Consider the following 21,418-nt stretch of genomic DNA (forward strand, 5'->3'; position numbering starts at 1 on the left):
CTACTGCAAACTGTTCACTTTTTTATTCCTGTATACTCACTTTATAATTAATACCGTAGGTCTTAGTTAAATTGTCATCATTAAAGATGTCTTTAACAGGGCCCGTGGCAATTTTCTTTACGTTTAAAAAAGTAACCCAATCAAAATATTCTGGAACTGTTTGCAAATCATGATGCACAACTATAACTGTTTTATTGGCTTTTCTTAATTCTTTTAAAATATTGATGATCGCAATTTCGGTAGTCGCATCAACGCCTTGAAAAGGTTCATCCATAAAATAGATAGAAGCATCCTGCACTAAAGCTCTAGCCAGAAAAATGCGTTGTTGTTGTCCGCCAGAAAGTTGGCTTATTTGCCTGTTTTTAAAAGGTAACATACCCACTTTTTCCAATGCTTCGAGAGCTAGCTTTTTTTCTTTTTGACCAGGGCGTTTTATCCAGCCCAGGCTACCATATGTCCCCATCATAACCACATCTAAAGCAGTTGTTGGAAAATCCCAGTCTACGCTCCCTTTTTGCGGTACATAAGCAACCAATGCTCGTTGTTTTTCATAAGATTTTCCGTAGATACTAACACTACCGGCAATCGGGTTTAAAATACCAAGAATTGATTTTATAAGAGTAGATTTTCCTGCACCATTTGGTCCAACTATAGCCATAAGTACACCTTCAGGTATTTCTAAATCGATATCCCAAAGTACAGGTTTGTAGTTATATGCTACGGTTAAATCGTCTACTTTTATTGCGATGTTGTTTTTCATTTTTTATTTCCATTTTACCCTTCCGAATTCACCTTTTTTTAAGCTGAATTCACCTTCCCTAAAATAGGGAAGGAATACTTTTCAAGATTATTTTTAGGTACTCGTTTTTTACGTTTGAGTAAACACTGTAAACTGCAACTGAATAGTGTTAACTTATTTAAGCGCATTTACGATCGTATTCACATTATATTCAAACATACCAATATATGTGCCTTCGATTGTTCCCTTATTTCCGAGGGCATCAGAGTACAAAGAACCTCCAATAGTTACATCATGCCCTTTAGAATTTACGGCAGCTTGTAAGGCTTCAATAGTACGTTTTGGCACCGAACTTTCTACAAAAATAGCTTTTACATTTTTTTCTATAATGAAAGCCGATAATTTTTGAACATCTTGTACACCAGCTTCGGTAGCCGTTGATAATCCTTGTAAGCCAACCACTTCAAATTTGAATGATTTGCCAAAATAATTAAAAGCATCATGTGCTGTTACCAAAATACGTTTTTCTTCTGGAAGAGATTCAACAGTCGATGTTAATTTGGCTTTTAATATGTCTAATTGTTTAATATAATTAGCACCATTAGTTTCGAATGTTGCTTTTTGTTCTGGAATTGTTTCTGAAAGTTTTTTAACTATAAATTGAGTGGCTTGTTTCCAATAATCTATATTAAACCAAATATGAGGATCGTAATTAGATGCAAAATACTCCGAACCAATAAGCGTGTTTTTATCTATGGCATCAGAAATAGCGATGGTTTTTTTGTTTTTCATTTTTTCGAAAACTTCAACAAGTTTGCCCTCAAGATGTAGTCCGTTGTAAAAAATAATATCTGCATCTGCTAATTTAGTGACGTCACCTTCGCTGGCTTTATATAAATGTGGATCAACACCACTACCCATTAAACCTTTGATATTGATGAGGTCGCCACCAATATTGGTTACTAAATCAGTAATCATAGAAGTGGTCGTTACTACATTTAATTTATCATTAGTCTTTTTTTCGTTTTTACAACTGAAAAAGATTAAACAAATAGCAATTATGTAGAGTTGTTTTTTCATGTCTTTAATTTTGTGTTAATGTACTAAAAAGCTCATAATTATTTAAAAGAATATCGTAATCCAAAAAACAAGCGAATGCCTTGGTTTGGTGCGTAAACATACGATGGGTCAAATGTTAATCCATATGGGTTGTCTGCTGTTACAAGCGCGTTACCATCATTATCGAAAGTAACATCTTTGTCAAATGGGTCGTCTGCTCTGGCTATAATAAATGGATTGCCTTTATTTGGAGTCCAGTCTAATAGATTTTTTACGCCTCCATAGATTTCAAAATTTGATAAACCATCATAAGTAAGCTGGACATTTTGAATACTCCAGGTTGGTGAATTTTCACTTCTGGGATCCAGCTCACCTAACAGGGGCAATCGCATGGGGCCATAAATGTTGCCTGTATAATCTAGAGTTAAATTGGTTTTATAATTTTTATATGAAAGTGCCCAGGTTCCTGTGAAGCGTTCTGTTAAAATTTGACGTTGTTTTACACCATTTTCAGTTTGAGATACATCTTGTAATGTACCTCCTATTAAAACCTTTACACCGCTTGCTACAATGGCATCTATATTTATACTTACTCCTTTAGTAATCGCTTTGCCATCTAAATTGTCGTATATAATTTGATTTGGATTGGTATCATAATCCGGTAAAATTAAATTAGTAAAGTGCGTATACCAAGCAGACGCATCTAAACCAATTATGGCACCTGATTTTGTGTAGAATTTCTTTAAGTAGTTAACATTGATATTATATGAACGTTCTGGTTTTAAAGTTTCACCAATTATAACATCTCTAGCACCTGTGAGTGCTGCGTGCTCTTCAGTAAAAATGTTAACTACCCTAAATCCTGTTCCTGCATTTACCCGAAAGATATCATCACTTGTAGGTTTAAATTTATAAGCAATTCTAGGAGTAAATATATTACCATGTCTTTTGTCATAATCATAGCGAGCACCTAATAGTAGGGTGTGTTTATCGTTAAGTTTAATTTCATCTTGTGCAAAAAGAGATGGAATAACAACGTCATCAGCTGTTACCGTTGCTGGTGTATTGTCATTATAATAATTGTATCTGGCTGCTGCACCAAATAGCAAATCATGATTTTTAAGCGGTTTATCCCATGTAAATTGTCCAAAACCAATACGCTGCTGTGCTAAGTATGGTACATTACCATATACTGAATTTTGATCATGATCTGTATAAGAGAATTGAAATAAGACTTTTTCTGTTATGGGTAATTGATATTTTCCTAAAAGTTCAAAACGGGAGGTGTAAATACTTTCACCATACACATCATCACCACCTCTAAAAGATGGATTCCATTGCATTTCTCCTCCCCATCTATCTTCATAAAAATAGCGACCAGCCAAAGAAAACAGTCTGTTTTCGTTCCTTTTAAAATCCCATTTCTGAAAAACAGAAATTCTATTCTGAAGGGTTAAATCGGTGAAATTGTCACCATTGTTATCTATTGGATTATTATAATTAAAATAATTAGTGCCAAAAAGTAAATGAGCTTTATTACCCACTTTGGTTTTAAAGCCTAAGTCTAAGTTAACTTCTCCCCAACCTGTTACATAACTATCCGCAAAAAAACGAGGAGCGTTTTCTGGGAGTTTTGTTATAATGTTAATTAAACCGCCTACGGCTTCGCTTCCATAAAGAGAAGACGCTGGACCTTTTACAATTTCAATTTGTTCTATTAGAGAATTAGGGATTCCTGACAGACCATAAACGGTTGATAATCCACTTACTATAGGCATACCATCAATAAGTACTAGGGTATAGGGTCCTTCCAAACCGTTAATATGAATATCTCCTGTATTGCAAACATTACAATTGATTTGTGGGCGAACACCATTTACATTTTGTAAAGCTTCAAAAATATTAGGAGTAGGATTCTTTTTTAAAAATGCTGGAGAATAAACTTCAACTGGCACGGGGCTCTCCAGACGAGACACTGCTTTTAAGGTTCCAGTAACTACGACTTCATCAAGCAATTCTGATTCTGGTAAATCAAAATTAACAACAACATCACTTGAAGAAATACTAACTGTCTTTTTTTGAGTTTGATATCCTGTGAATGAAGCTATAACAGTATATGTTCCAGGTTTTATATTGTTTATTTTAAATGAACCATCATCATTAGATACTGCTCCTTTTTTTATACCTTTTAAATAAATATTCACATAAGGTAAAATACTGCCGTCTGATTTTGTTTTACCTGTTATATTTTGAGCGTTTATTGTAAAAGATAATATACTTAAGAAGAATATTATTAGATATCTCATATATTTATTTTTATGCAAATATAAAATAATTTTTAGATAAGTCTAAAAATTATTTTAATCTTATTAATTATTCTATCTTTGTTTTGTCTAAATAATAGTTATGATAACCCTTACAGAAGAAAATTATATTAAAGCAATTTATCATTTGGGAAAGTATGGTATTAATAATGTGAGTACAAATGCTATTGCTAAAGAGATGGAAACAAAAGCATCGTCTGTGACCGATATGGTTAAGAAGCTTTCTGAAAAGGGGTATGTTGATTATAAAAAATACCAAGGGGTTACTTTAACTGAAAAAGGAAAAGAGATTGCTATTAATATTGTTAGAAAACATAGACTTTGGGAAGTGTTTTTGGTTGAGAAATTAAATTTTTCCTGGGACGAAGTTCATGAAGTGGCAGAACAATTAGAACATATAAAGTCTAAAAAGTTAATTAGTCAGCTAGATGCATTTTTGGAGTTTCCTACCCATGATCCACATGGTGATCCTATTCCAGATAAAATGGGTCATATTAAAAAGATTGATAAAATTTTACTTTCTGAAGCGAAAATAGGAAACGATTGTATCTGTGTAGGTGTTCAGGACTCTTCATCAGATTTTTTAAAATATTTAGATAAAAACGATATTGCCTTAGGTACGGAGTTAAAAGTTTGTCACCGAGAAGCTTTTGATAACTCCATTACTATAAAAATAAAAGCAAAAGAGTTAATAATATCTAATATGATTGCCAATAACTTATTTGTAAAGGTTTCTTAAATCTTTGATGTAGGTGCGACATAAAATTAATGACAACCACAACCACCATCTCCACCACAAGCCTTTTTCGATTTTGATTTTTTCCAGAAGAATTTCTTAATCAAAAACGATACAGCTAAAATCATTGCTGTAAAAACTAATATGTTTTGAATAATGGTGTTCATATAGGTTTTGTCGTAATTGGTTTAGTAAATTTACTTATTTTAAAAATTGAAATGCAATTAATGCTACTATATAAGCAAAAACGGTCATGATTACTAGTTGTAAAATGGGCCATTTCCAACTATTAGTTTCTTTTTTTACAATAGCAAGTGTGCTCATACATTGCATGGCAAATGCATAAAATAAGAGCAGCGAAATACCTGATGCAAATGTGAATAGCGGTCCACCTAAAATAGGATTAATTTCGCTGGCCATTCTATTTTTTATAGTTTCTTCTTCATCACTCCCAACGCTGTAAATAGTTGCTAATGTTCCCACGAATACTTCACGTGCAGCAAAAGAACTTATTAATGCAATACCAATTTTCCAATCGTAACCTAAAGGTCTGATAACTGGCTCAATAGCACGTCCAGTAAGACCAATAAATGAATATTCTAATTTGTGTGAAGCTATCTTTTGCTGTAAATCTTCTTCATCAATATTTTGAGATGCATATTCTAATTTAACAATCGTTTCCGCATTATTGAATTGTTCTCCAGGGCCATAAGATGCCAAAAACCAAAGAACAATAGATATGGCAAGAATGATTTTACCTGCACCAAAAACAAAGGACTTCGTTTTTTCAATAACTGTTAAAGCTACATTTTTAAACATGGGGAGCTTGTAATTGGGCATTTCAACTACAAAGAATGTTTTGCTTTTTATTTTTAGGATTTTATTTAAAATATATGCTGAAGAGACCGCAGAACCAAAGCCAATTAAATACAAAAGCATCAATGTTAACGCTTGGTAACTTAAAATAAAAATATGCCCTTCAGGAATAACTAACGATATAATTATTAAATAAACAGGAAGCCTTGCGGAGCATGTTGTGAATGGTGTTACCAAAATTGTAATTAAGCGTTCTTTCCAGTTTTCAATATTTCGTGTGGCCATAATTGCTGGAATAGCACAGGCAGTACCAGAAATTAAAGGAACGACACTTTTACCACTTAAGCCAAAACGTCGCATGACCCGATCCATTAAAAAGACAACACGGCTCATATAACCGCTTTCTTCAAGTACTGCGATAAATAAGAATAGAAAAGCAATTTGCGGAATAAAAATAATGATACCACCAAGACCAGGGATGATACCTTCTGCTAGCAAATTAGTGAAAGCCCCATTTGGTAGCATATTTTTAACCCATTCGCTTAATGATGCAAAAACATTGTCAATAAAATCCATTGGTACACTGGACCAGTCATAAATTGCCTGAAAAATGACAAGTAGAATAATAAAGAAAATGATGTAGCCCCAAATTTTATGAGTTAAAATACGATCTAGTTTTGTTCGTAAATCTTTGGCTTGTGTAATATCAATTGTTTGTCCTTTTTTAAGAACATTATTTATAAATTGATAGCGTTTAATAGTTTCCTTTTGCTGTAAACGTTTTAAATCACCTTTGCTTTTGGTCTTAAAATTGGCGACCGCTTCAATTTCGTTTCTATCCGTTTTTCCGAAGTTAACATCCTGCGTAATAACTAGCCAAAGTTTGTATAGAAGCTGATTTGGAAATGCTTTTCGTAAATTATCAAAATAATCCTTATCTATTTTAGAAGCATCAATGCAAGGTGTAACGGGGAGTTCTTTAAAATTGGTAATAAGGTTTTTTAAATTTTCAATACCTTCATTTTTTCTTGTACTTATTAAAGCAATTTTGGTTTCAAGATGTTTTTCTAAATAATCTATATTTAATGAAATACCCTTGTAACTCATCCTGTCTGCCATATTAATAACAAGAAGTGTAGGGATTTCTAAATCTTTAATTTGAGTAAATAGTAAAAGGTTTCGTTTTAAATTTTCAACATCACTTACAACAACTGCTACATCGGGGAAGTCTTTGTCATTTTTATTTAAGAGGAGTTCTATAACAACATTTTCATCAAGAGAAGAAGCGTTGAGACTATAAGTGCCAGGTAAATCAATGATATGGGCTTTTATGCCTCGAGGTAATTTGCAGATGCCTTCTTTTTTTTCAACCGTAATCCCTGGATAATTACCAACTTTTTGGTTTAATCCTGTTAGTGCATTAAAAACGGATGTTTTTCCTGTGTTTGGGTTGCCAATTAAGGCGACGTTTATTTGCTTACTCATTTGCTATCTTTTCAATTAAAATATGAGAAGCAGTTTCTTTTCTGATTGCCAGATGTGTCCCATTAATGTTTAAATACATGGGATCTTGAAAAGGAGCAAGTTGTACAAGTTGCACGGGATTGCCTGGTAAACATCCCATTTCTAACAGTTTCAAAGGGATGTGTATAGATGAAACATCGGTAATAATACCTTTTTCACCACGTTTAAGATGTGCTAAAGTGTCTTGCAAGCTTATTTAGATTGATTTTAAAGAAGCAAAAGTAGTATAAAAAAGTAGCCTAAAAAAATGGTTTATAAAAAACTATTTTTGATATTCTTCCTTTAGAATTTCAATATCATCGAGTAAGCGATCAATATCTTCACTGTCTGTGCCATCATAAAAACCTCGTATTTGACGTTTTTTGTCAACAAGCATGAAGTTTTCAGTATGTACCATATCAAAGGGGCCACCATCTCCATTGTCTTTAACCGCTAAATAACTTTTTCTGGCAAGCTGATATATTTGTTTTTTGTCGCCAGTAACTAAATTCCATTTACTATCATTCACTCCTTTTTTCTTAGCATAGCGTTTTAACTGTGCAACAGTATCTATTTCTGGAGTTACAGAGTGAGAGAGTAACATAACATCGTTGTCATTAATGATTTCTCTTTGTATTTGCTCCATATGATCGGTCATAATGGGACAAATAGTTTGACAGGTAGTGAAAAAGAAATCGGCTACGTATATTTTGTCTTTATAATCGTTTTGTGTGATCGTTTTACCGTTTTGATTGACAAGTGAAAAATCGGCTATTTTATGATACTTCTTTTTGTATTGAATCGTGCTATCTACTAATTCGGTACTTACCATGGTAGGTTGGTAAATAGGAAGCGGTTGGTAGACATTTAAAGTGTTATATATGATTGAAACTATTACAATTGAAATAATAAAAAAAACAATTGCAAATCCTTTATAATCTTTAAAAAATGATAACATTTTAACTGTTAAAATTAAACGTATACAAAAGTACAATGAAACATCCGAGACTAAAAATTTAACCGAAAAGAATTTTCCAGGTTTTGCCCTGGGATTTTAGCTGAAATCGTCATTCTCGCGAAGATGGAAATCCAAATACAGAATTTTGATTTTTGACCTTTTTAAGTCAAAAAGAAATTATTTATAATAGCTCTATCGCTCTAGCTAAAAGATAGTTGGTTTTAAGAAATTCTTTATTTGAAAAAGAAATAATTTTATAGATGTATGCTTAGTCTTGATAAACAATAAACAAAACAAGTCGGTTTAGGCTTAAATTCATGTTAAATAAGAAGCACATATTATAATTGTTTTTTTAAAGTTGGTTTAAAAGCTTACTTTTGTGCGATTATAAAAAAAACATAATACATGTCTGTATTTTTAGTGAAAGCGGCTCAATTATTATTAAGCCTGTCCATTTTAGTTGTTTTGCATGAACTGGGACACTTTATCCCTGCAAAAATATTTAAAACAAGAGTAGAAAAGTTTTATTTATTTTTTGATGTGAAATTTTCTTTATTTAAAAAGAAAATAGGCGATACAGTCTACGGTATAGGTTGGTTGCCTTTAGGAGGTTATGTAAAAATAGCAGGTATGATAGACGAGAGCATGGATACCGAACAAATGGCTAAAGAACCACAGCCATGGGAATTTCGTTCTAAACCAACATGGCAACGTTTAATTATTATGCTTGGTGGTGTTATTGTTAATTTTTTATTAGGCTTCTTTATTTATATGATGATATTGTTTGTTTGGGGCGAAGACTACCAGAACACAGACGATATAAAATATGGATATGGTGTTACTAAGACCATGGAGCAATATGGCTTTAAAGATGGAGATAAAATAGTTTCTATAAATAACATTCCTTTTGCTGAAGCGGATAATTTGTCTACCTATTTAATGTTTAGAACAGTCGATAATATTGAAGTAAAAAGAATAGATGGTTCAATTGAATCTCTAACAGTTCCTGAAGATATAGGAACGCAACTTTTTGAATCAGGTGATATACCAGCGTTAACGCCTAGGTTTCCTTTTAAATTAGATTCAATAGTTCCTGATTATCCTGCAGCGAAAGCTGGACTTTTATTGACGGATAAGATTTTAAGTATTAATGGGAGAGAGATTAATTATTATTCCGATTTAACCTATGCTTTAAAAAATAAAGAAGAAGAAAAGATTAACTTAATAGTTCAAAGAGATTCTGTAGTCAAAACAATTTCAATAATACCTACTGAGGATAATAAAATAGGAATCTTACCAATCCCTACAGATACATCTTATGTTGAATATCAACATAGAGATTATTCTTTTGGAGAAAGTATTTCTAGTGGTTTATCGGTTGGGTATTGGTCAATTAAAGATTATTTAGCACAGTTTCAATATATATTTACTAAAAAAGGAGCGTCTCAAATAGGTGGTTTTGCAGCCATAGGGAAAATGTTTCCTGCTACTTGGAATTGGGCGGCATTCTGGCAATTAACAGCTTTTTTATCTATTATGCTAGGGGTATTAAACTTGTTGCCAATTCCAGCCTTAGATGGTGGTCATGTGATGTTTTTACTATATGAAATGGTGTCTGGAAGAAAGCCAGGAGATAAATTCATGGAGTATGCACAAATGGTTGGTTTCTTTATTTTGATAGCTTTAGTTTTATTCGCTAATGGCAATGATATTTATAAAGCCATTTTTGGATAAAGTTTTTAAAAATTTTATTTGCAGTAACTAAAAATATACATATATTTGCGCTCGCTAAGGCGAAAAATACACTCCTTCTTAGCTCAGTTGGTTAGAGCATCTGACTGTTAATCAGAGGGTCCTTGGTTCGAGCCCAAGAGAAGGAGCAAAAATTTAAAACCTGATATGAAAGTGTCAGGTTTTTTTTATGCAAACATTTATTTTAATAAAATGTGCAAATGGACATTAAATTTTAGAATTACTTATTAAAAAAAATATATATTTGTGCTCGCTTAGGCGGTAATACATTCCTTCTTAGCTCAGTTGGTTAGAGCATCTGACTGTTAATCAGAGGGTCCTTGGTTCGAGCCCAAGAGAAGGAGCTTGATTAGAAAAGCCTGATATGAAAATATCAGGCCTTTTTATGTAATAATCTTTCTTTTTTTTATTAAGAAAGAATAGCTGTTTTGGCTGCTGCAACAGTATTTTTAGAATTACCAATAAAAATCTGATCACCATTTATTATAACTGGTCTGCTTAAAAAAGTATAGTGTTCCAGTATATAATGTTTGTAGTCACGTTCTTCTAATGGTTGGTTTTTTAAATCCATTTCTTTGTAAAGTTTAGAACGTTTACTAAAAAGAGACTCATAACTACCTGAAAGGGCTTTCATTTGCTCTAATTGCTTTACTGTTATTTCTTCAGTTTTAATGTCTTGTAAAACAAATTCAGAAGGCAGATTTAAATCCTTTAATATTCTAATACAAGTACTACAAGTTTTTAAATAATATACTTTTTTCATGTGTTAGCTTTTTAATTTTTCATATGACTATCGCTATAAGATTGTCTATGTATGATAAACTTTTGTTTGCGAAAACTATTTTCAACAAAATAAAAGTAATTATATCATTTAGAAGTATATTTATCCAAAAAATACATGATATGAAATTTACATTCGAAGTATTTTCTAATACAAGAAACTATCTTAAAAATATTTTAGAAAAAACAAGCTTAGAAGATTTAAATAAAATTCACGAAACGTTTAATAATAACATCATTTGGAATATTGGACATATAGTAGTAAGTGAGCAACTTTTGGTTTATAAGTTATCAGGACTGCAAACAAGCTTGTCTGATGAAATGATTGATAAATATAGAAAAGATAGTAAGCCAGAGGCTTTTGTTGCACAAAATGAAGTTAATGAGATAAAAGATTTACTTCTTTCAACTATAGAAAAAACGAAAGCGGATTATAAAAATGGAATCTTCAAAGCATATAATGAATATACAGTTTCTACTACAGGTAATACATTAACTAATGTAGACGATGCATTACAGTTTGTGTTATTTCATGAAGGATTGCATATAGGATATATTAAAGCTCTTTTAAAAGTTATTAAAAAGTAAAAAAGAATTGACTTCTTCAAAAGGAATAGTAAACTCAATAATACCTGCAGAATATGGTGCTATTTCGTAAGTGTTATAAAGTAAAATAACACCTTCCTTTTGATTGTATGCCATATTTGATGGCAGTTTGAAAGCATCCATGTTTTCTAATATAATGTCTTTTTCGTTAATGGCTTTGTCAAAATAAATTTTTGCAACCTTTTTGAAACCGTCAATATCCTTAAATAATTTATTATTAGGAATTAAAGTTCCTGTTTCGATTTCAAAATTTAAGAAAGTAATATTTAAAGTTCCATGTACACCACCCGTATTAACATAAGACGTCATGGCAATGCTTATCATTTCTAATGATTGAAACAAAATTTCTCCATCTATTTGTGCGTCCCATTGTTCCATACTTTCTGGAAAATCGGTTTTAAATGATTGAAATTCTTTATTGAATAAATCGATACTTTCTTCAATAGATTCTGATGTGATATTATCTGATTCTCTAATATGTAATGATGCTATGACATTTTTATTTATTATTGAATTTATTTGATCAGCGATATTTTTATTTCCGATAGCATTTGGAATATTTACTTCAACAATATCATTATTGCTAGTTGAAACGTTAACTTCTGAAAATGATAGTTTTACTTCGTTTTTACAGGCTATAAAAATGAAAAGTGAGCATATAATGAAAAGCGCTTTTTTATAAGACATATTAGGGTAAATTAATCAACATTAAAGATAATTATTGCATTTGAATACACCGAATTAAAACTTACCTTTATAAAAAGGTTTTTTGAAATGAAATTTAATACAAAAGTAATCCACGGAGGCCAAGAACATGACGCAGCTTACGGTGCTGTAATGCCTCCAATTTATCAAACATCTACGTATGCCCAGACAACTCCTGGAGGGCATAAGGGGTATGAATATTCTAGAACTCATAATCCAACTCGTAATGCTTTGGAAAATGCTTTTGCGAGTATTGAAAATGGAAAATATGGATTAGCTTTTGGTTCTGGTTTGGCTGCAATAGATGCTGTTATTAAGCTTTTAAAGCCTGGTGATGAAGTAGTTTCTACTAACGACTTATACGGAGGTTCTTTTCGTTTGTTTACAAAAATCTTTCAGGATTTTGGAATAAAGTTTCATTTTATAGGCATGCAAGATGCGTCAAACATTGAATCTTATATTAATAAAAACACTAAATTAATTTGGGTTGAGACACCAACCAATCCAATGATGAGTATTATTGATGTTAAAGCAGTCTCTGCTATTGCAAAAAAGCATAACATTTTACTAGCTGTAGATAATACATTTGCTACACCATATTTGCAACAGCCTTTAGATTTAGGAGCAGACATCGTAATGCATTCAGCAACTAAATATTTGGGAGGACATAGTGATGTTGTTATGGGAGCCTTAATTGTAAAAGATAAGGAATTAGCAGATAGACTTTACTTTATACAAAATGCTAGTGGTGCCATTTGTGGTCCTCAAGATAGCTTTTTAGTATTGAGAGGAATAAAAACATTACATATTAGAATGCAACGTCATTGTGAGAATGGTAAAGCAGTTGCTGAGTTTTTAGCTAATCACCCCAAAATAGAGCATGTATATTGGTCTGGTTTTGAAAGCCATCCTAATCATGATATTGCTAAATCCCAAATGAAAGATTTTGGTGGTATGCTCTCTTTTACTACAAAAGGGAATGATATGAAGGAGTCAATTAAAATTATTGAAAACTTAAAGATCTTCACCTTAGCAGAATCCTTAGGAGGTGTTGAATCGCTTTCTGGTCATCCAGCTAGCATGACGCATGCAAGTATTCCTAAGGAAGAAAGGGAAAAAACAGGTGTTGTAGATTCTTTAATTCGATTAAGCGTTGGAATAGAGGATGTCGATGATTTAATTGCTGATTTAGAGCAAGCATTAAAGTGATTTTTTAATCTAAATAATAGATATAGCCAATATTGAACCATAAAAGCCAATCGTTGCTCTTGTTATATTCTAATTGATGATTAAGACCATCAACCCAATCACTAAAATAATATTGCCATCTTAAATCCAGCATTAAATCGGAGAGCTTATTAAGCTTATATCGTGCTCCAACACTAGAAACCATAGACCATGCGCTACCTGAAGATGCGTCTACCGATCCTGCTTCCCAAAGTGAATAAAAATTGCTAGGTTCAAGAACATTTCCATTTAAAAGCGGGTTGGGGTTTTCGTAAGTCGTACTAACTTCAGGAGTAAATGATGTATAATGAACTCCTAAACTAACAAAAGGAGCAATTCTATAACTAAAGGCTTGAAAGGAACGAATGCTAAAAGGGTAGAACTCAAGTTGAGTTCCTATATCTAAGTTTTTAGAAACACCTTTATGACCTCTTAATTGATCGGCCAAAACGCTTGTTTTGCTAGGATCAACAAACTCACCTAGATGTTCCAGATTGGTTTTATTATATGATATCTCGTTTCGTAATTTAAAATGGTCATTAAAATAAGTGTCCGTAGTGTAACAATTACAATCTGCTCTGTAAGAGAAATTTAAATAATGTACAATGCCTATTCCGAACCCAGAGTTTCCAAAATTCGTTTTTGAATCTTCACGACTTCCGTAGTCAGATCTAAGTTGTAATGGACCAGTTATGACTCCAATTTCATGAGAAAAGCCAAGTTGAGCACTGGCTGTTTGAAAAATAACGAATAAGCAAAAAACAGAAGCTAAATGTTTCATGTTAAGCATAGTAATTTTTTTGTTTTTCATGAGGCATAATCGAAAGCAAATATAGAAAAACTCGTTGAAATAACAAATTTTATCGTTGAAATAACAAATTTTAATAAATACTTCCAAATAAATTAAAAGTTATTTATTGAAATTTTATGGAAAATTAATACTTAATTTATTGATAACTAACTACTTGATGTTTTAATTATTATCATAAAGGTCTATATTACAGTTTTATATGTCTTTATTCTATGTTGTTAAAATTGAACTTATATCGCTTGTTAAAAAAAATATCAGGGAAAAATAATCAAAACAACAATCAATTCCTTCTATAACGTGTAGAAATTATTTATTGCGAATTTTTAAAAAAAAGAATGTATTTTTTTAAGATAACGTATATTTGCACCCAAAAATCATCTATTTAATAATAACAATACAATTTTTTGTGTATGAAAAGTAATATTGAATCATTTTTAGACTTAGTAAAAGAAAGAAATGGTCATGAACCAGAATTTTTACAAGCTGTAGAGGAAGTAGCTGAAACTGTTATACCATATATTATTGAAAATGATATATATTATGGTAAAAATATTCTTTTAAGAATGGTTGAGCCAGAACGCGTTATAACATTTAGGGTTTGTTGGGTTGATGATCAAGGTGAAATACGAGTAAATAGAGGGTATAGGATTCAAATGAATTCTGCTATCGGTCCATATAAAGGAGGTTTGCGTTTTCATCCAACAGTTAATATGAGTATTTTGAAATTTTTAGCATTTGAACAAGTGTTTAAAAATAGTCTTACTACGTTACCTATGGGAGGTGGAAAAGGAGGAAGTGATTTTGATCCTAAAGGAAAGAGCGATAATGAAATTATGCGTTTTTGTCATGCATTTATGAGTGAGTTATTCAGACATATTGGTCATAACACAGATGTGCCTGCAGGAGATATTGGTGTTGGAGCAAGAGAAATTGGTTTCCTTTTTGGAATGTATAAAAAAATAAGTAATGGTTTTACAGGCGTTTTAACAGGTAAAGGCATGTCTTGGGGAGGGTCGTTAATTAGACCAGAAGCAACAGGTTATGGAACTGTTTATTTTGCACAAAAAATGTTGGAGAATAAAGGAGACAACTTTGAAGGAAAAAATGTTGTGATATCTGGATCTGGAAATGTGGCACAATATGCAGCAGAGAAAGTAATACAATTGGGGGGTAAAGTTCTAACACTTTCGGACTCTTCAGGTTATATCTATGATGCAGAAGGAATAAATATCGAAAAACTAGCTTTCGTGATGCAATTAAAAAATGAAAAACGAGCTAGAATTAGTGAATATTTAGAAGCATACCCTAATGCAGAGTTTATTAAAGGAAAAACACCTTGGGACATTAAATGTGATATAGCATTACCTTGTGCTACTCAAAATGAACTTAATGAGGAGGATGCGAATATCCTTTTAAATAATGGCTGTATTTGTGTGAGTGAAGGTGCTAACATGCCTTCTACTAAGGATGCTATTACTGCATTTCATAAAGCTAAGATATTGTTTGCTCCAGGAAAAGCATCAAATGCAGGTGGAGTAGCTACGTCTGGTTTAGAAATGACTCAAAATTCATTAAGATTTAATTGGACTAGAGAAGAGGTAGATTTAAAATTAAAAGATATTATGTCTAACATTCACGATGCTTGTATTGAATATGGTAAAGACGAAGATGGATATATAGATTACGTTAAAGGAGCCAACATTGCTGGATTTGTTAAAGTAGCTGATGCTATGTTAGCACAGGGTATTGTGTAATTAATTTCAGAAAATAAAATACTAAAAAAGCTTCTCATGAATGAGGAGCTTTTTTATTTAAAATATATTATTTTAAAGTAAAACTCGTTAGTTATAAATATATTTGAATATCTAATAGGTATATATGTTTAAAAGATTTGTCGTTTTTGTAATTTTTTTATCTCCATTACTGCAGTTTTCTCAAGATTTTTCTGCATTATGGCAGGGACATTTTTCATATAATAGTATAAAGGATATAACACAGGGCAATAATAAAATTTATGCAGCGTCTGAAAATGCTATTTTTAGTCTAGACATACAGACAAATGAAATTGAAGAACTTACAACTGTTAATGGATTGTCGGGAGAAACAATTTCAACGATTTATTATAGTGAGGTATATGAATTGTTAGTTGTTGGATATGAGAATGGTTTAATAGAAGTGGCCTTCGATAATGATGATGACATTCTTTCTGTCGTTGATATTATTGATAAGGTTACTATTCCCGCAACAAATAAAAGAATAAACCATATTAATGCCTATCAAAATGTTATATACATTTCGACTAACTATGGGATTTCAGTTTTTGATTTAGAAAGATTAGAGTTTGGAGATACCTATTTCATTGGTAATGGAGGGAATCAAGTACAAGTTAATCAAACAGCTATTTTTGATGATTATATTTATGCCGCTTGTCAGGATGGATCTGGTATTAGAAAGGCTCTAGTGTCTGGTCCAAACCTCATTGATTTTCAAAACTGGCAATTAACTAATTCAGGTAATTGGTTGTCAATAGAGTCTCAGGTAGATAAATTATATGCCATAGGGACTAATAGGAGAATTTATCAAATAGTTAATGATGTTTTGACTGAAATGTTTTTATATGCTGATACTCCACTGGATATGAGATCGGTTGATACAAACTTAATAGTAACTACGCAAAACAATGTATTTGTTTATGATACTAGTTTTAATGAAGTATCTCAAGCTTCCATAGACCCTACTTTTGATACTCAATATAATGTTGCTATAGTAAGCTTAGATGATATTTATATCGGTACTAAAGATTTTGGGATTTTAAAAACATCTTTGGTAAATCCAATAGCTTTTGAAGAGTTACATCCAGATGGCCCTTTATTAAATATTCCTTTTTCTCTGGAAGCAGAACCAAATGGCTTGTGGGTTACTTTTGGTGAATATACTTCGAGATTTAACCCATTTCCATTAAATAATAGAGGGTTTAGCCATTTAAAAGATGAAACATGGATTAATACTCAGTATAGCGAAGTATTGGAGGCTAATTGTTTAAATAAAATTACCATCAATCCACTTAATACAGATCAAGTGTTTATAAGTTCATTTAATAAAGGTTTATTAGAAGTTAATGAAAATATTCCTACGGAGCTTTACGATGAAACAAATAGTTTACTTGAATCAATGGCCACAACCAGAGTTGATATAAGAATTGGAACTTCTGAATTTGACAGAAATGGATTATTATGGGTGTTAAATAGTAGAGTAAATGAACCTTTAAAAACATTTAACCCTAGCGGAAATGTATGGAATTCTTATAGTTTTAACGATATTATTTCTGACGGGATTGATGGTAATTTGGGTTTTTCAGATATTGAAATAGCTGAAGATGAAACAAAATGGATTAGTAGCTCCAATTTCGGGCTTATTGGATTTAGAGAAAATGGAGGAAGTCCGTTGTTAAAAAGTGTTAGTAAAGAAGATGAAAATATGCCAACAGCTTGGGCAACTGCTTTGGCATTAGATAAACGGAATCAACTGTGGATAGGTACTTTAGGGGGATTACGTGTTTTGTATAATACTTCAAATTTTTTTGCTGATGAAAATATTCGTGTAGAAGAAATTATTATTGAAGAAGATGGTATTGCAAAAGAGCTATTATTTCAGCAACATATAACAGATATTGAAGTAGATGGGTCTAATAATAAATGGATAGGAACTGCGGATTCTGGTCTATTTTATTTTTCTTCAGATGGACAGAAAACAATATTTCATTTTACTAAAGATAATTCTGCATTACCTTCAAATATTATTAATGATGTATCGATAAATGATACAAATGGTATTGTATACATTGCTACAAGTCGAGGTTTAGTATCCTTCCGTGCAGGAGGATCAAGTGCTTTTGAAGATTTAGAAAATGCTTTTGTTTATCCAAACCCAGTAAGGCCAGGATTTAATATAGTAGATGACAAAGTTAAGATTAAAGACATCTCAGAAAATGTAAATATCAAAATAACAGATATCGAAGGTAATTTAGTCGCTGAAGCTCAATCGAGAACGAATCAAAGATATAGAGGCTTTAACCTTGAAATAGATGGAGGAACCGCTTTTTGGAATGGAAAGAATATGGCAAATAATGTTGTTGCTTCTGGAGTTTACTTAATCATGCTTTCCGATTTAGATTCGTTTGAAACCAAGGTTTTAAAATTAATGGTTGTTAGATAATGTTAATTACTACAAATGCCATCGTTTTATCTAAATTAAAATATAGAGATAACGACTTAATAGTTAGGTGTTATACAGAGCAATTAGGAGTTGTTAGCTTCTTATTAAGAGGTGTTTTAAAAAGTAAAAAAGGGAGTTCTAAAGCAGCTTATTTTCAGTTGCTCTCACAATTACAACTGGTTCTTTTATATAAGAATAATAGATCATTACAAACTATAAAAGAAACGAAACTGAATTCTATTTATACAAGTTTGCATTCTAATGTTTTAAAGAGTTCTATTGTTATGTTTTTATCCGAAGTGTTATCAAATACACTAAAGGAAGAGGAAAAAAACGAAGCACTTTACAGTTATATTGAAACAACACTACTATGGCTTGATACACACTCTGAATATTCAAATTTTCATTTGTTATTCTTACTTAATTTAACAAGATATTTGGGGTTTTACCCAGACACAAAAAATATAGATTACCCTTCTTTTAACTTGAATGAAGGTAAGTTTCAAATAAAATCACAAGATAGATATTCTATATCTGGAGAAAATTTAACACTTCTAAAACAGCTATTAGGCACAACATTTGATGCATTGTCTACAGTACAAATTAATGCCAGGCAAAGACAATCATTTTTAAGTATGATATTGCTATATTTTGAATTACATTTGGGTAGTTTTAATATACCTAAATCATTACAGATATTTAATCAGGTTTTTAATTAAAAAGCATGAAGTTTTTTTATTCCTTTTTCTTCTTTTTACTTGTATCTATATCTTCTCAGGCACAGAACATAAAGGTATTTAGTGAACTTACAAAAGAACCTGTTTTTGGCGTAGCTATTTATAATGTGGATAAATCAGAAAGTGTGGTTACCAATTTTAGAGGCGAAGCAGATTTAAGTAAATTTTCAGATACAGAAATAATTTACTTTAAACATTTATCCCATATTTTAAAAAAAATAACAAAACTTCAGTTAGGGAATTCGAACAAGGTTTATTTAATTTCCAACACACAAGGTTTAGAAGAGATTGTTATTTCGGCTTCTAAGTTTGAACAAAGTAAACGAGATATTCCACAAAAAATAGTTAGTGTTAGTAGCTCAAGTATCCAATTTTCAAATCCGCAAACAAGTGCCGATTTGTTGGAAAATACAGGGAAAGTTTATATTCAAAAAAGTCAGTTAGGAGGAGGAAGTCCTATGATTAGAGGTTTTGCTACGAATAGATTATTAATTACTGTTGATGGTGTAAGAATGAATAATGCTATTTTTAGAGGTGGTAATTTGCAAAATGTTATTGCTATTGATCCGTTTTCTGTTCAAAGTACAGAAGTTACTTTAGGGTCAGGTTCTGTAATTTATGGAAGTGATGCTATTGGCGGTGTCATGAGTTTTTATACTCAAAAACCGGAATTATCTTATTCCGATTCGTTATTATTCAAATCAAACCTTATTACAAGATATTCATCCGCTAGTGATGAAAAAACGGGACATTTTGATTTCAATTTAGGATTTAAAAAATGGGCCTTTGTAACTAATGGAAGTTATACAAATTTTGGAGATTTAAAAATGGGTAAAAATGGGCCTGATGATTATTTAAGACCTGAATTTGTATTAACTACAGATACAGGGGATATTATTATGGAAAATAATGATCCGCGAGTTCAAAAATTTTCGGGGTATGATCAATTAAACATGATGCAAAAAGTTCGCTATGAACCTTATAAAAATCTAAGTTTTGATTTAGGCTTATATTATACTAAAACATCAAATATTCCAAGGTACGATCGTTTAATAAGATATAGAAATAATACCTTGCGTTCAGCTGAATGGAATTATGGTCCACAACAATGGTTTATGTCTAATTTACAGGTCACTAAATTAAGTAGTAATTCTAATTTACATGATAAAATTAAAGTCACTTTGGCATATCAAAATTTTCAGGAAAGTAGATTAGACAGAGATTTTCAATCTGAAACAAGACATGTTAGAGAAGAAGCCGTAGATGCCTATTCTTTTAATTTAGACTTAGAAAAAACATTGAGTCAAAAAACACAATTTTTTTATGGACTAGAATATGTTTATAATAAAGTGATGTCGCACGGAAAAGAGGAAAATATATCTAATGGTTTTAGTTCTCCATCCATTTCCAGATATCCAAACGGCGCTAGTTGGCAATCGGCAGCTATATATTCCAGTATTAAATATAAACCCAATACGAAGTTTGTTTTTCAATCTGGTTTACGTTTTAATCATGTTGTTTCTAAAGCCAACTTTAAAGAAAACAATGTTTTTTTAAACCTGCCTTTCGAATCATCTAAAAATGAAGCAGGCGCACTTACTGGAACTGCAGGTATAAGATGGTCACCAAATAGAACCATACAATGGAAGTTGAACGCATCCTCTGCTTTTAGAGCACCTAATGTTGATGATATAGGCAAGGTGTTTGACTCCGAGCCAGGTTCAGTAGTAGTGCCTAACGAAAGTTTAAGACCAGAGTATGCTTATGGAGGTGAACTAGGATTAAAGCTAGATTTTAATGAAAAAGTAGTATTGGATATTAGCTCATATTATACGTATTTAGACAACGCATTAGTGCGTAGAGATTATAATCTAAATGGTAATACAGAAATTGTTTACGATGGCGAGTTAAGTAATGTACAAGCCATACAAAATGCTTCTAAAGCATGGATTTATGGCTTTGAGATTGGTTTAAAAGCGGCCATTACCAATCGCATTGATTTGACATCCCAGTATAGTGCTATTGGTGGCACTGAAGAAGAAGGGGATATAGAAGTCCCTATTCGTCATGTAGCACCTAGTTTTGGAAACACACATTTAATTTGGACATCTAAAGGGTTAAAATTAGATGTATTCGCAAATTATAATAGTGAACTTTCTTTTAATCAATTGGCACCCTCTGAAGTTGAGAAAGACTATATCTATGCACTTGATGCTAACGGTAATCCGTATAGCCCGTCTTGGCATACATTCAATTTTAGAGCGCAATGTAAAATAAGTAATTCAACTACGGTTACTGCTAGTTTAGAAAACATCACAGACCAACGTTATAAAACATATTCTTCAGGAATTGCCGCGGCAGGGAGAAACCTTATTGTGTCTTTAAAATATAGCCTATAAAAAAACACCACGAACAAATGATGCAGTGGTGTTTGATATTATTTTCTAGTC

18 protein-coding genes and 2 tRNA genes are annotated in these 21,418 nt (G+C 31.7%); 10 read left to right on the forward strand and 10 right to left on the reverse strand.

Features of this window, described 5'->3' with window-relative positions; genetic code table 11:
- Window positions 1-22: 22 nt before the first annotated feature.
- From Q4Q39_RS11920 to Q4Q39_RS11930, 3 genes are all read right to left on the reverse strand, one after another.
- Window positions 23-760: a metal ABC transporter ATP-binding protein gene (locus tag Q4Q39_RS11920; protein WP_303282719.1), complete on the reverse strand. Its 738-nt coding sequence runs from the start codon at window positions 758-760 to the stop codon at window positions 23-25.
- A gap of 153 nt (window positions 761-913) precedes the next feature.
- Window positions 914-1,819 (reverse strand): metal ABC transporter solute-binding protein, Zn/Mn family, encoded by a 906-nt coding sequence (locus Q4Q39_RS11925; RefSeq protein WP_303282720.1) that lies wholly within the window; start codon window positions 1,817-1,819, stop codon window positions 914-916.
- A 38-nt stretch (window positions 1,820-1,857) separates the two neighbouring features.
- Complete coding sequence (locus Q4Q39_RS11930) at window positions 1,858-4,104, reverse strand: TonB-dependent receptor (RefSeq protein WP_303282721.1); 2,247 nt, start codon at window positions 4,102-4,104, stop codon at window positions 1,858-1,860.
- Window positions 4,105-4,204: 100 nt separating this feature from the next.
- Between Q4Q39_RS11930 and Q4Q39_RS11935 the strand changes: the two genes are divergently transcribed.
- Complete coding sequence (locus Q4Q39_RS11935; RefSeq protein ID WP_303282722.1) at window positions 4,205-4,861, forward strand: metal-dependent transcriptional regulator; 657 nt, start codon at window positions 4,205-4,207, stop codon at window positions 4,859-4,861.
- Window positions 4,862-4,887: 26 nt separating this feature from the next.
- Here Q4Q39_RS11935 and Q4Q39_RS11940 read toward each other — a convergent pair whose 3' ends face one another.
- From Q4Q39_RS11940 to Q4Q39_RS11955, 4 genes are all read right to left on the reverse strand, one after another.
- Window positions 4,888-5,025: a FeoB-associated Cys-rich membrane protein gene (locus Q4Q39_RS11940; RefSeq protein ID WP_303282723.1), complete on the reverse strand. Its 138-nt coding sequence runs from the start codon at window positions 5,023-5,025 to the stop codon at window positions 4,888-4,890.
- 34 nt (window positions 5,026-5,059) lie between these two features.
- Entirely contained in the window at window positions 5,060-7,159 is a 2,100-nt protein-coding gene (gene feoB / locus Q4Q39_RS11945; protein WP_303282724.1) for a ferrous iron transport protein B, read from the reverse strand.
- Window positions 7,152-7,388 (reverse strand): FeoA family protein, encoded by a 237-nt coding sequence (locus tag Q4Q39_RS11950; protein WP_303282725.1) that lies wholly within the window; start codon window positions 7,386-7,388, stop codon window positions 7,152-7,154. The genes feoB and Q4Q39_RS11950 overlap by 8 nt, the downstream gene beginning before the upstream one ends.
- Window positions 7,389-7,460: 72 nt before the next feature.
- The gene (locus tag Q4Q39_RS11955; RefSeq protein ID WP_303282726.1) at window positions 7,461-8,135 is read right to left on the reverse strand and encodes an SCO family protein; all 675 of its coding nucleotides are present in this window, start codon (window positions 8,133-8,135) and stop codon (window positions 7,461-7,463) included.
- Between the two features lie 405 nt (window positions 8,136-8,540).
- Between Q4Q39_RS11955 and rseP the strand changes: the two genes are divergently transcribed.
- The 3 genes from rseP to Q4Q39_RS11970 all read left to right on the forward strand — a co-directional run bounded on the left by rseP (window position 8,541) and on the right by Q4Q39_RS11970 (window position 10,231).
- On the forward strand, window positions 8,541-9,869 hold the full coding sequence (gene rseP / locus Q4Q39_RS11960) for an RIP metalloprotease RseP (RefSeq protein WP_303282727.1): 1,329 nt from the start codon (window positions 8,541-8,543) through the stop codon (window positions 9,867-9,869).
- Window positions 9,870-9,941: 72 nt separating this feature from the next.
- Window positions 9,942-10,015: transfer RNA gene (locus Q4Q39_RS11965), tRNA-Asn, on the forward strand.
- Window positions 10,016-10,157: 142 nt separating this feature from the next.
- Window positions 10,158-10,231 (forward strand) — tRNA-Asn (locus Q4Q39_RS11970).
- Window positions 10,232-10,296: 65 nt separating this feature from the next.
- Here Q4Q39_RS11970 and Q4Q39_RS11975 read toward each other — a convergent pair.
- The gene (locus Q4Q39_RS11975) at window positions 10,297-10,650 is read right to left on the reverse strand and encodes an arsenate reductase family protein (RefSeq protein ID WP_303282728.1); all 354 of its coding nucleotides are present in this window, start codon (window positions 10,648-10,650) and stop codon (window positions 10,297-10,299) included.
- A gap of 140 nt (window positions 10,651-10,790) precedes the next feature.
- Here Q4Q39_RS11975 and Q4Q39_RS11980 point away from each other — a divergent pair, with 140 nt between their 5' ends.
- The gene (locus tag Q4Q39_RS11980; RefSeq protein ID WP_303282729.1) at window positions 10,791-11,255 is read left to right on the forward strand and encodes a DinB family protein; all 465 of its coding nucleotides are present in this window, start codon (window positions 10,791-10,793) and stop codon (window positions 11,253-11,255) included.
- On the opposite strand, the gene Q4Q39_RS11985 is transcribed toward Q4Q39_RS11980, so the two are convergent.
- Window positions 11,235-11,960 (reverse strand): DUF3298 and DUF4163 domain-containing protein, encoded by a 726-nt coding sequence (locus Q4Q39_RS11985; protein ID WP_303282730.1) that lies wholly within the window; start codon window positions 11,958-11,960, stop codon window positions 11,235-11,237. The two genes, Q4Q39_RS11980 and Q4Q39_RS11985, sit on opposite strands and share 21 nt — an antisense overlap.
- Window positions 11,961-12,047: 87 nt before the next feature.
- Here Q4Q39_RS11985 and Q4Q39_RS11990 point away from each other — a divergent pair, with 87 nt between their 5' ends.
- Window positions 12,048-13,187, forward strand: a complete 1,140-nt coding sequence (locus Q4Q39_RS11990) for a cystathionine gamma-synthase (protein ID WP_303282731.1) — start codon at window positions 12,048-12,050, stop codon at window positions 13,185-13,187.
- 4 nt (window positions 13,188-13,191) lie between these two features.
- On the opposite strand, the gene Q4Q39_RS11995 is transcribed toward Q4Q39_RS11990, so the two are convergent.
- Window positions 13,192-13,986, reverse strand: a complete 795-nt coding sequence (locus tag Q4Q39_RS11995) for a THC0290_0291 family protein (protein WP_425555610.1) — start codon at window positions 13,984-13,986, stop codon at window positions 13,192-13,194.
- Window positions 13,987-14,426: 440 nt separating this feature from the next.
- Here Q4Q39_RS11995 and gdhA point away from each other — a divergent pair, with 440 nt between their 5' ends.
- From gdhA to Q4Q39_RS12015, 4 genes are all read left to right on the forward strand, one after another.
- Window positions 14,427-15,770 (forward strand): NADP-specific glutamate dehydrogenase, encoded by a 1,344-nt coding sequence (gene gdhA / locus Q4Q39_RS12000; protein WP_303282733.1) that lies wholly within the window; start codon window positions 14,427-14,429, stop codon window positions 15,768-15,770.
- Window positions 15,771-15,894: 124 nt separating this feature from the next.
- A complete protein-coding gene (porZ, locus tag Q4Q39_RS12005; protein ID WP_303282734.1) occupies window positions 15,895-18,231 on the forward strand; it encodes a type IX secretion system anionic LPS delivery protein PorZ in 2,337 nt (778 codons plus the stop codon).
- Window positions 18,231-18,950: a DNA repair protein RecO gene (gene recO, locus Q4Q39_RS12010; protein WP_303282735.1), complete on the forward strand. Its 720-nt coding sequence runs from the start codon at window positions 18,231-18,233 to the stop codon at window positions 18,948-18,950. Before porZ ends, recO begins: the two co-directional genes overlap by 1 nt.
- A 5-nt stretch (window positions 18,951-18,955) precedes the next feature.
- Complete coding sequence (locus tag Q4Q39_RS12015; protein WP_303282736.1) at window positions 18,956-21,367, forward strand: TonB-dependent receptor plug domain-containing protein; 2,412 nt, start codon at window positions 18,956-18,958, stop codon at window positions 21,365-21,367.
- Window positions 21,368-21,418: the final 51 nt, after the last annotated feature.

The organism is Flavivirga amylovorans (genome assembly GCF_030540875.1).
Lineage (GTDB): Bacteria > Bacteroidota > Bacteroidia > Flavobacteriales > Flavobacteriaceae > Flavivirga > Flavivirga amylovorans.

Coding starts and splice junctions, on each gene's coding strand:
- Q4Q39_RS11975 (WP_303282728.1), bottom strand. CDS start 10,650: ATGAAAAAAGTATATTATTTAAAAACTTGTAGTACTTGTATTAGAATA.
- Q4Q39_RS11995 (WP_425555610.1), bottom strand. CDS start 13,986: ATGAAACATTTAGCTTCTGTTTTTTGCTTATTCGTTATTTTTCAAACA.
- Q4Q39_RS11930 (WP_303282721.1), bottom strand. CDS start 4,104: ATGAGATATCTAATAATATTCTTCTTAAGTATATTATCTTTTACAATA.
- feoB (WP_303282724.1), bottom strand. CDS start 7,159: ATGAGTAAGCAAATAAACGTCGCCTTAATTGGCAACCCAAACACAGGA.
- rseP (WP_303282727.1), top strand. CDS start 8,541: ATGTCTGTATTTTTAGTGAAAGCGGCTCAATTATTATTAAGCCTGTCC.
- Q4Q39_RS11985 (WP_303282730.1), bottom strand. CDS start 11,960: ATGTCTTATAAAAAAGCGCTTTTCATTATATGCTCACTTTTCATTTTT.
- Q4Q39_RS11920 (WP_303282719.1), bottom strand. CDS start 760: ATGAAAAACAACATCGCAATAAAAGTAGACGATTTAACCGTAGCATAT.
- Q4Q39_RS11980 (WP_303282729.1), top strand. CDS start 10,791: ATGAAATTTACATTCGAAGTATTTTCTAATACAAGAAACTATCTTAAA.
- Q4Q39_RS11940 (WP_303282723.1), bottom strand. CDS start 5,025: ATGAACACCATTATTCAAAACATATTAGTTTTTACAGCAATGATTTTA.
- gdhA (WP_303282733.1), top strand. CDS start 14,427: ATGAAAAGTAATATTGAATCATTTTTAGACTTAGTAAAAGAAAGAAAT.
- recO (WP_303282735.1), top strand. CDS start 18,231: ATGTTAATTACTACAAATGCCATCGTTTTATCTAAATTAAAATATAGA.
- Q4Q39_RS11955 (WP_303282726.1), bottom strand. CDS start 8,135: ATGTTATCATTTTTTAAAGATTATAAAGGATTTGCAATTGTTTTTTTT.
- Q4Q39_RS11990 (WP_303282731.1), top strand. CDS start 12,048: ATGAAATTTAATACAAAAGTAATCCACGGAGGCCAAGAACATGACGCA.
- porZ (WP_303282734.1), top strand. CDS start 15,895: ATGTTTAAAAGATTTGTCGTTTTTGTAATTTTTTTATCTCCATTACTG.
- Q4Q39_RS11935 (WP_303282722.1), top strand. CDS start 4,205: ATGATAACCCTTACAGAAGAAAATTATATTAAAGCAATTTATCATTTG.
- Q4Q39_RS12015 (WP_303282736.1), top strand. CDS start 18,956: ATGAAGTTTTTTTATTCCTTTTTCTTCTTTTTACTTGTATCTATATCT.
- Q4Q39_RS11925 (WP_303282720.1), bottom strand. CDS start 1,819: ATGAAAAAACAACTCTACATAATTGCTATTTGTTTAATCTTTTTCAGT.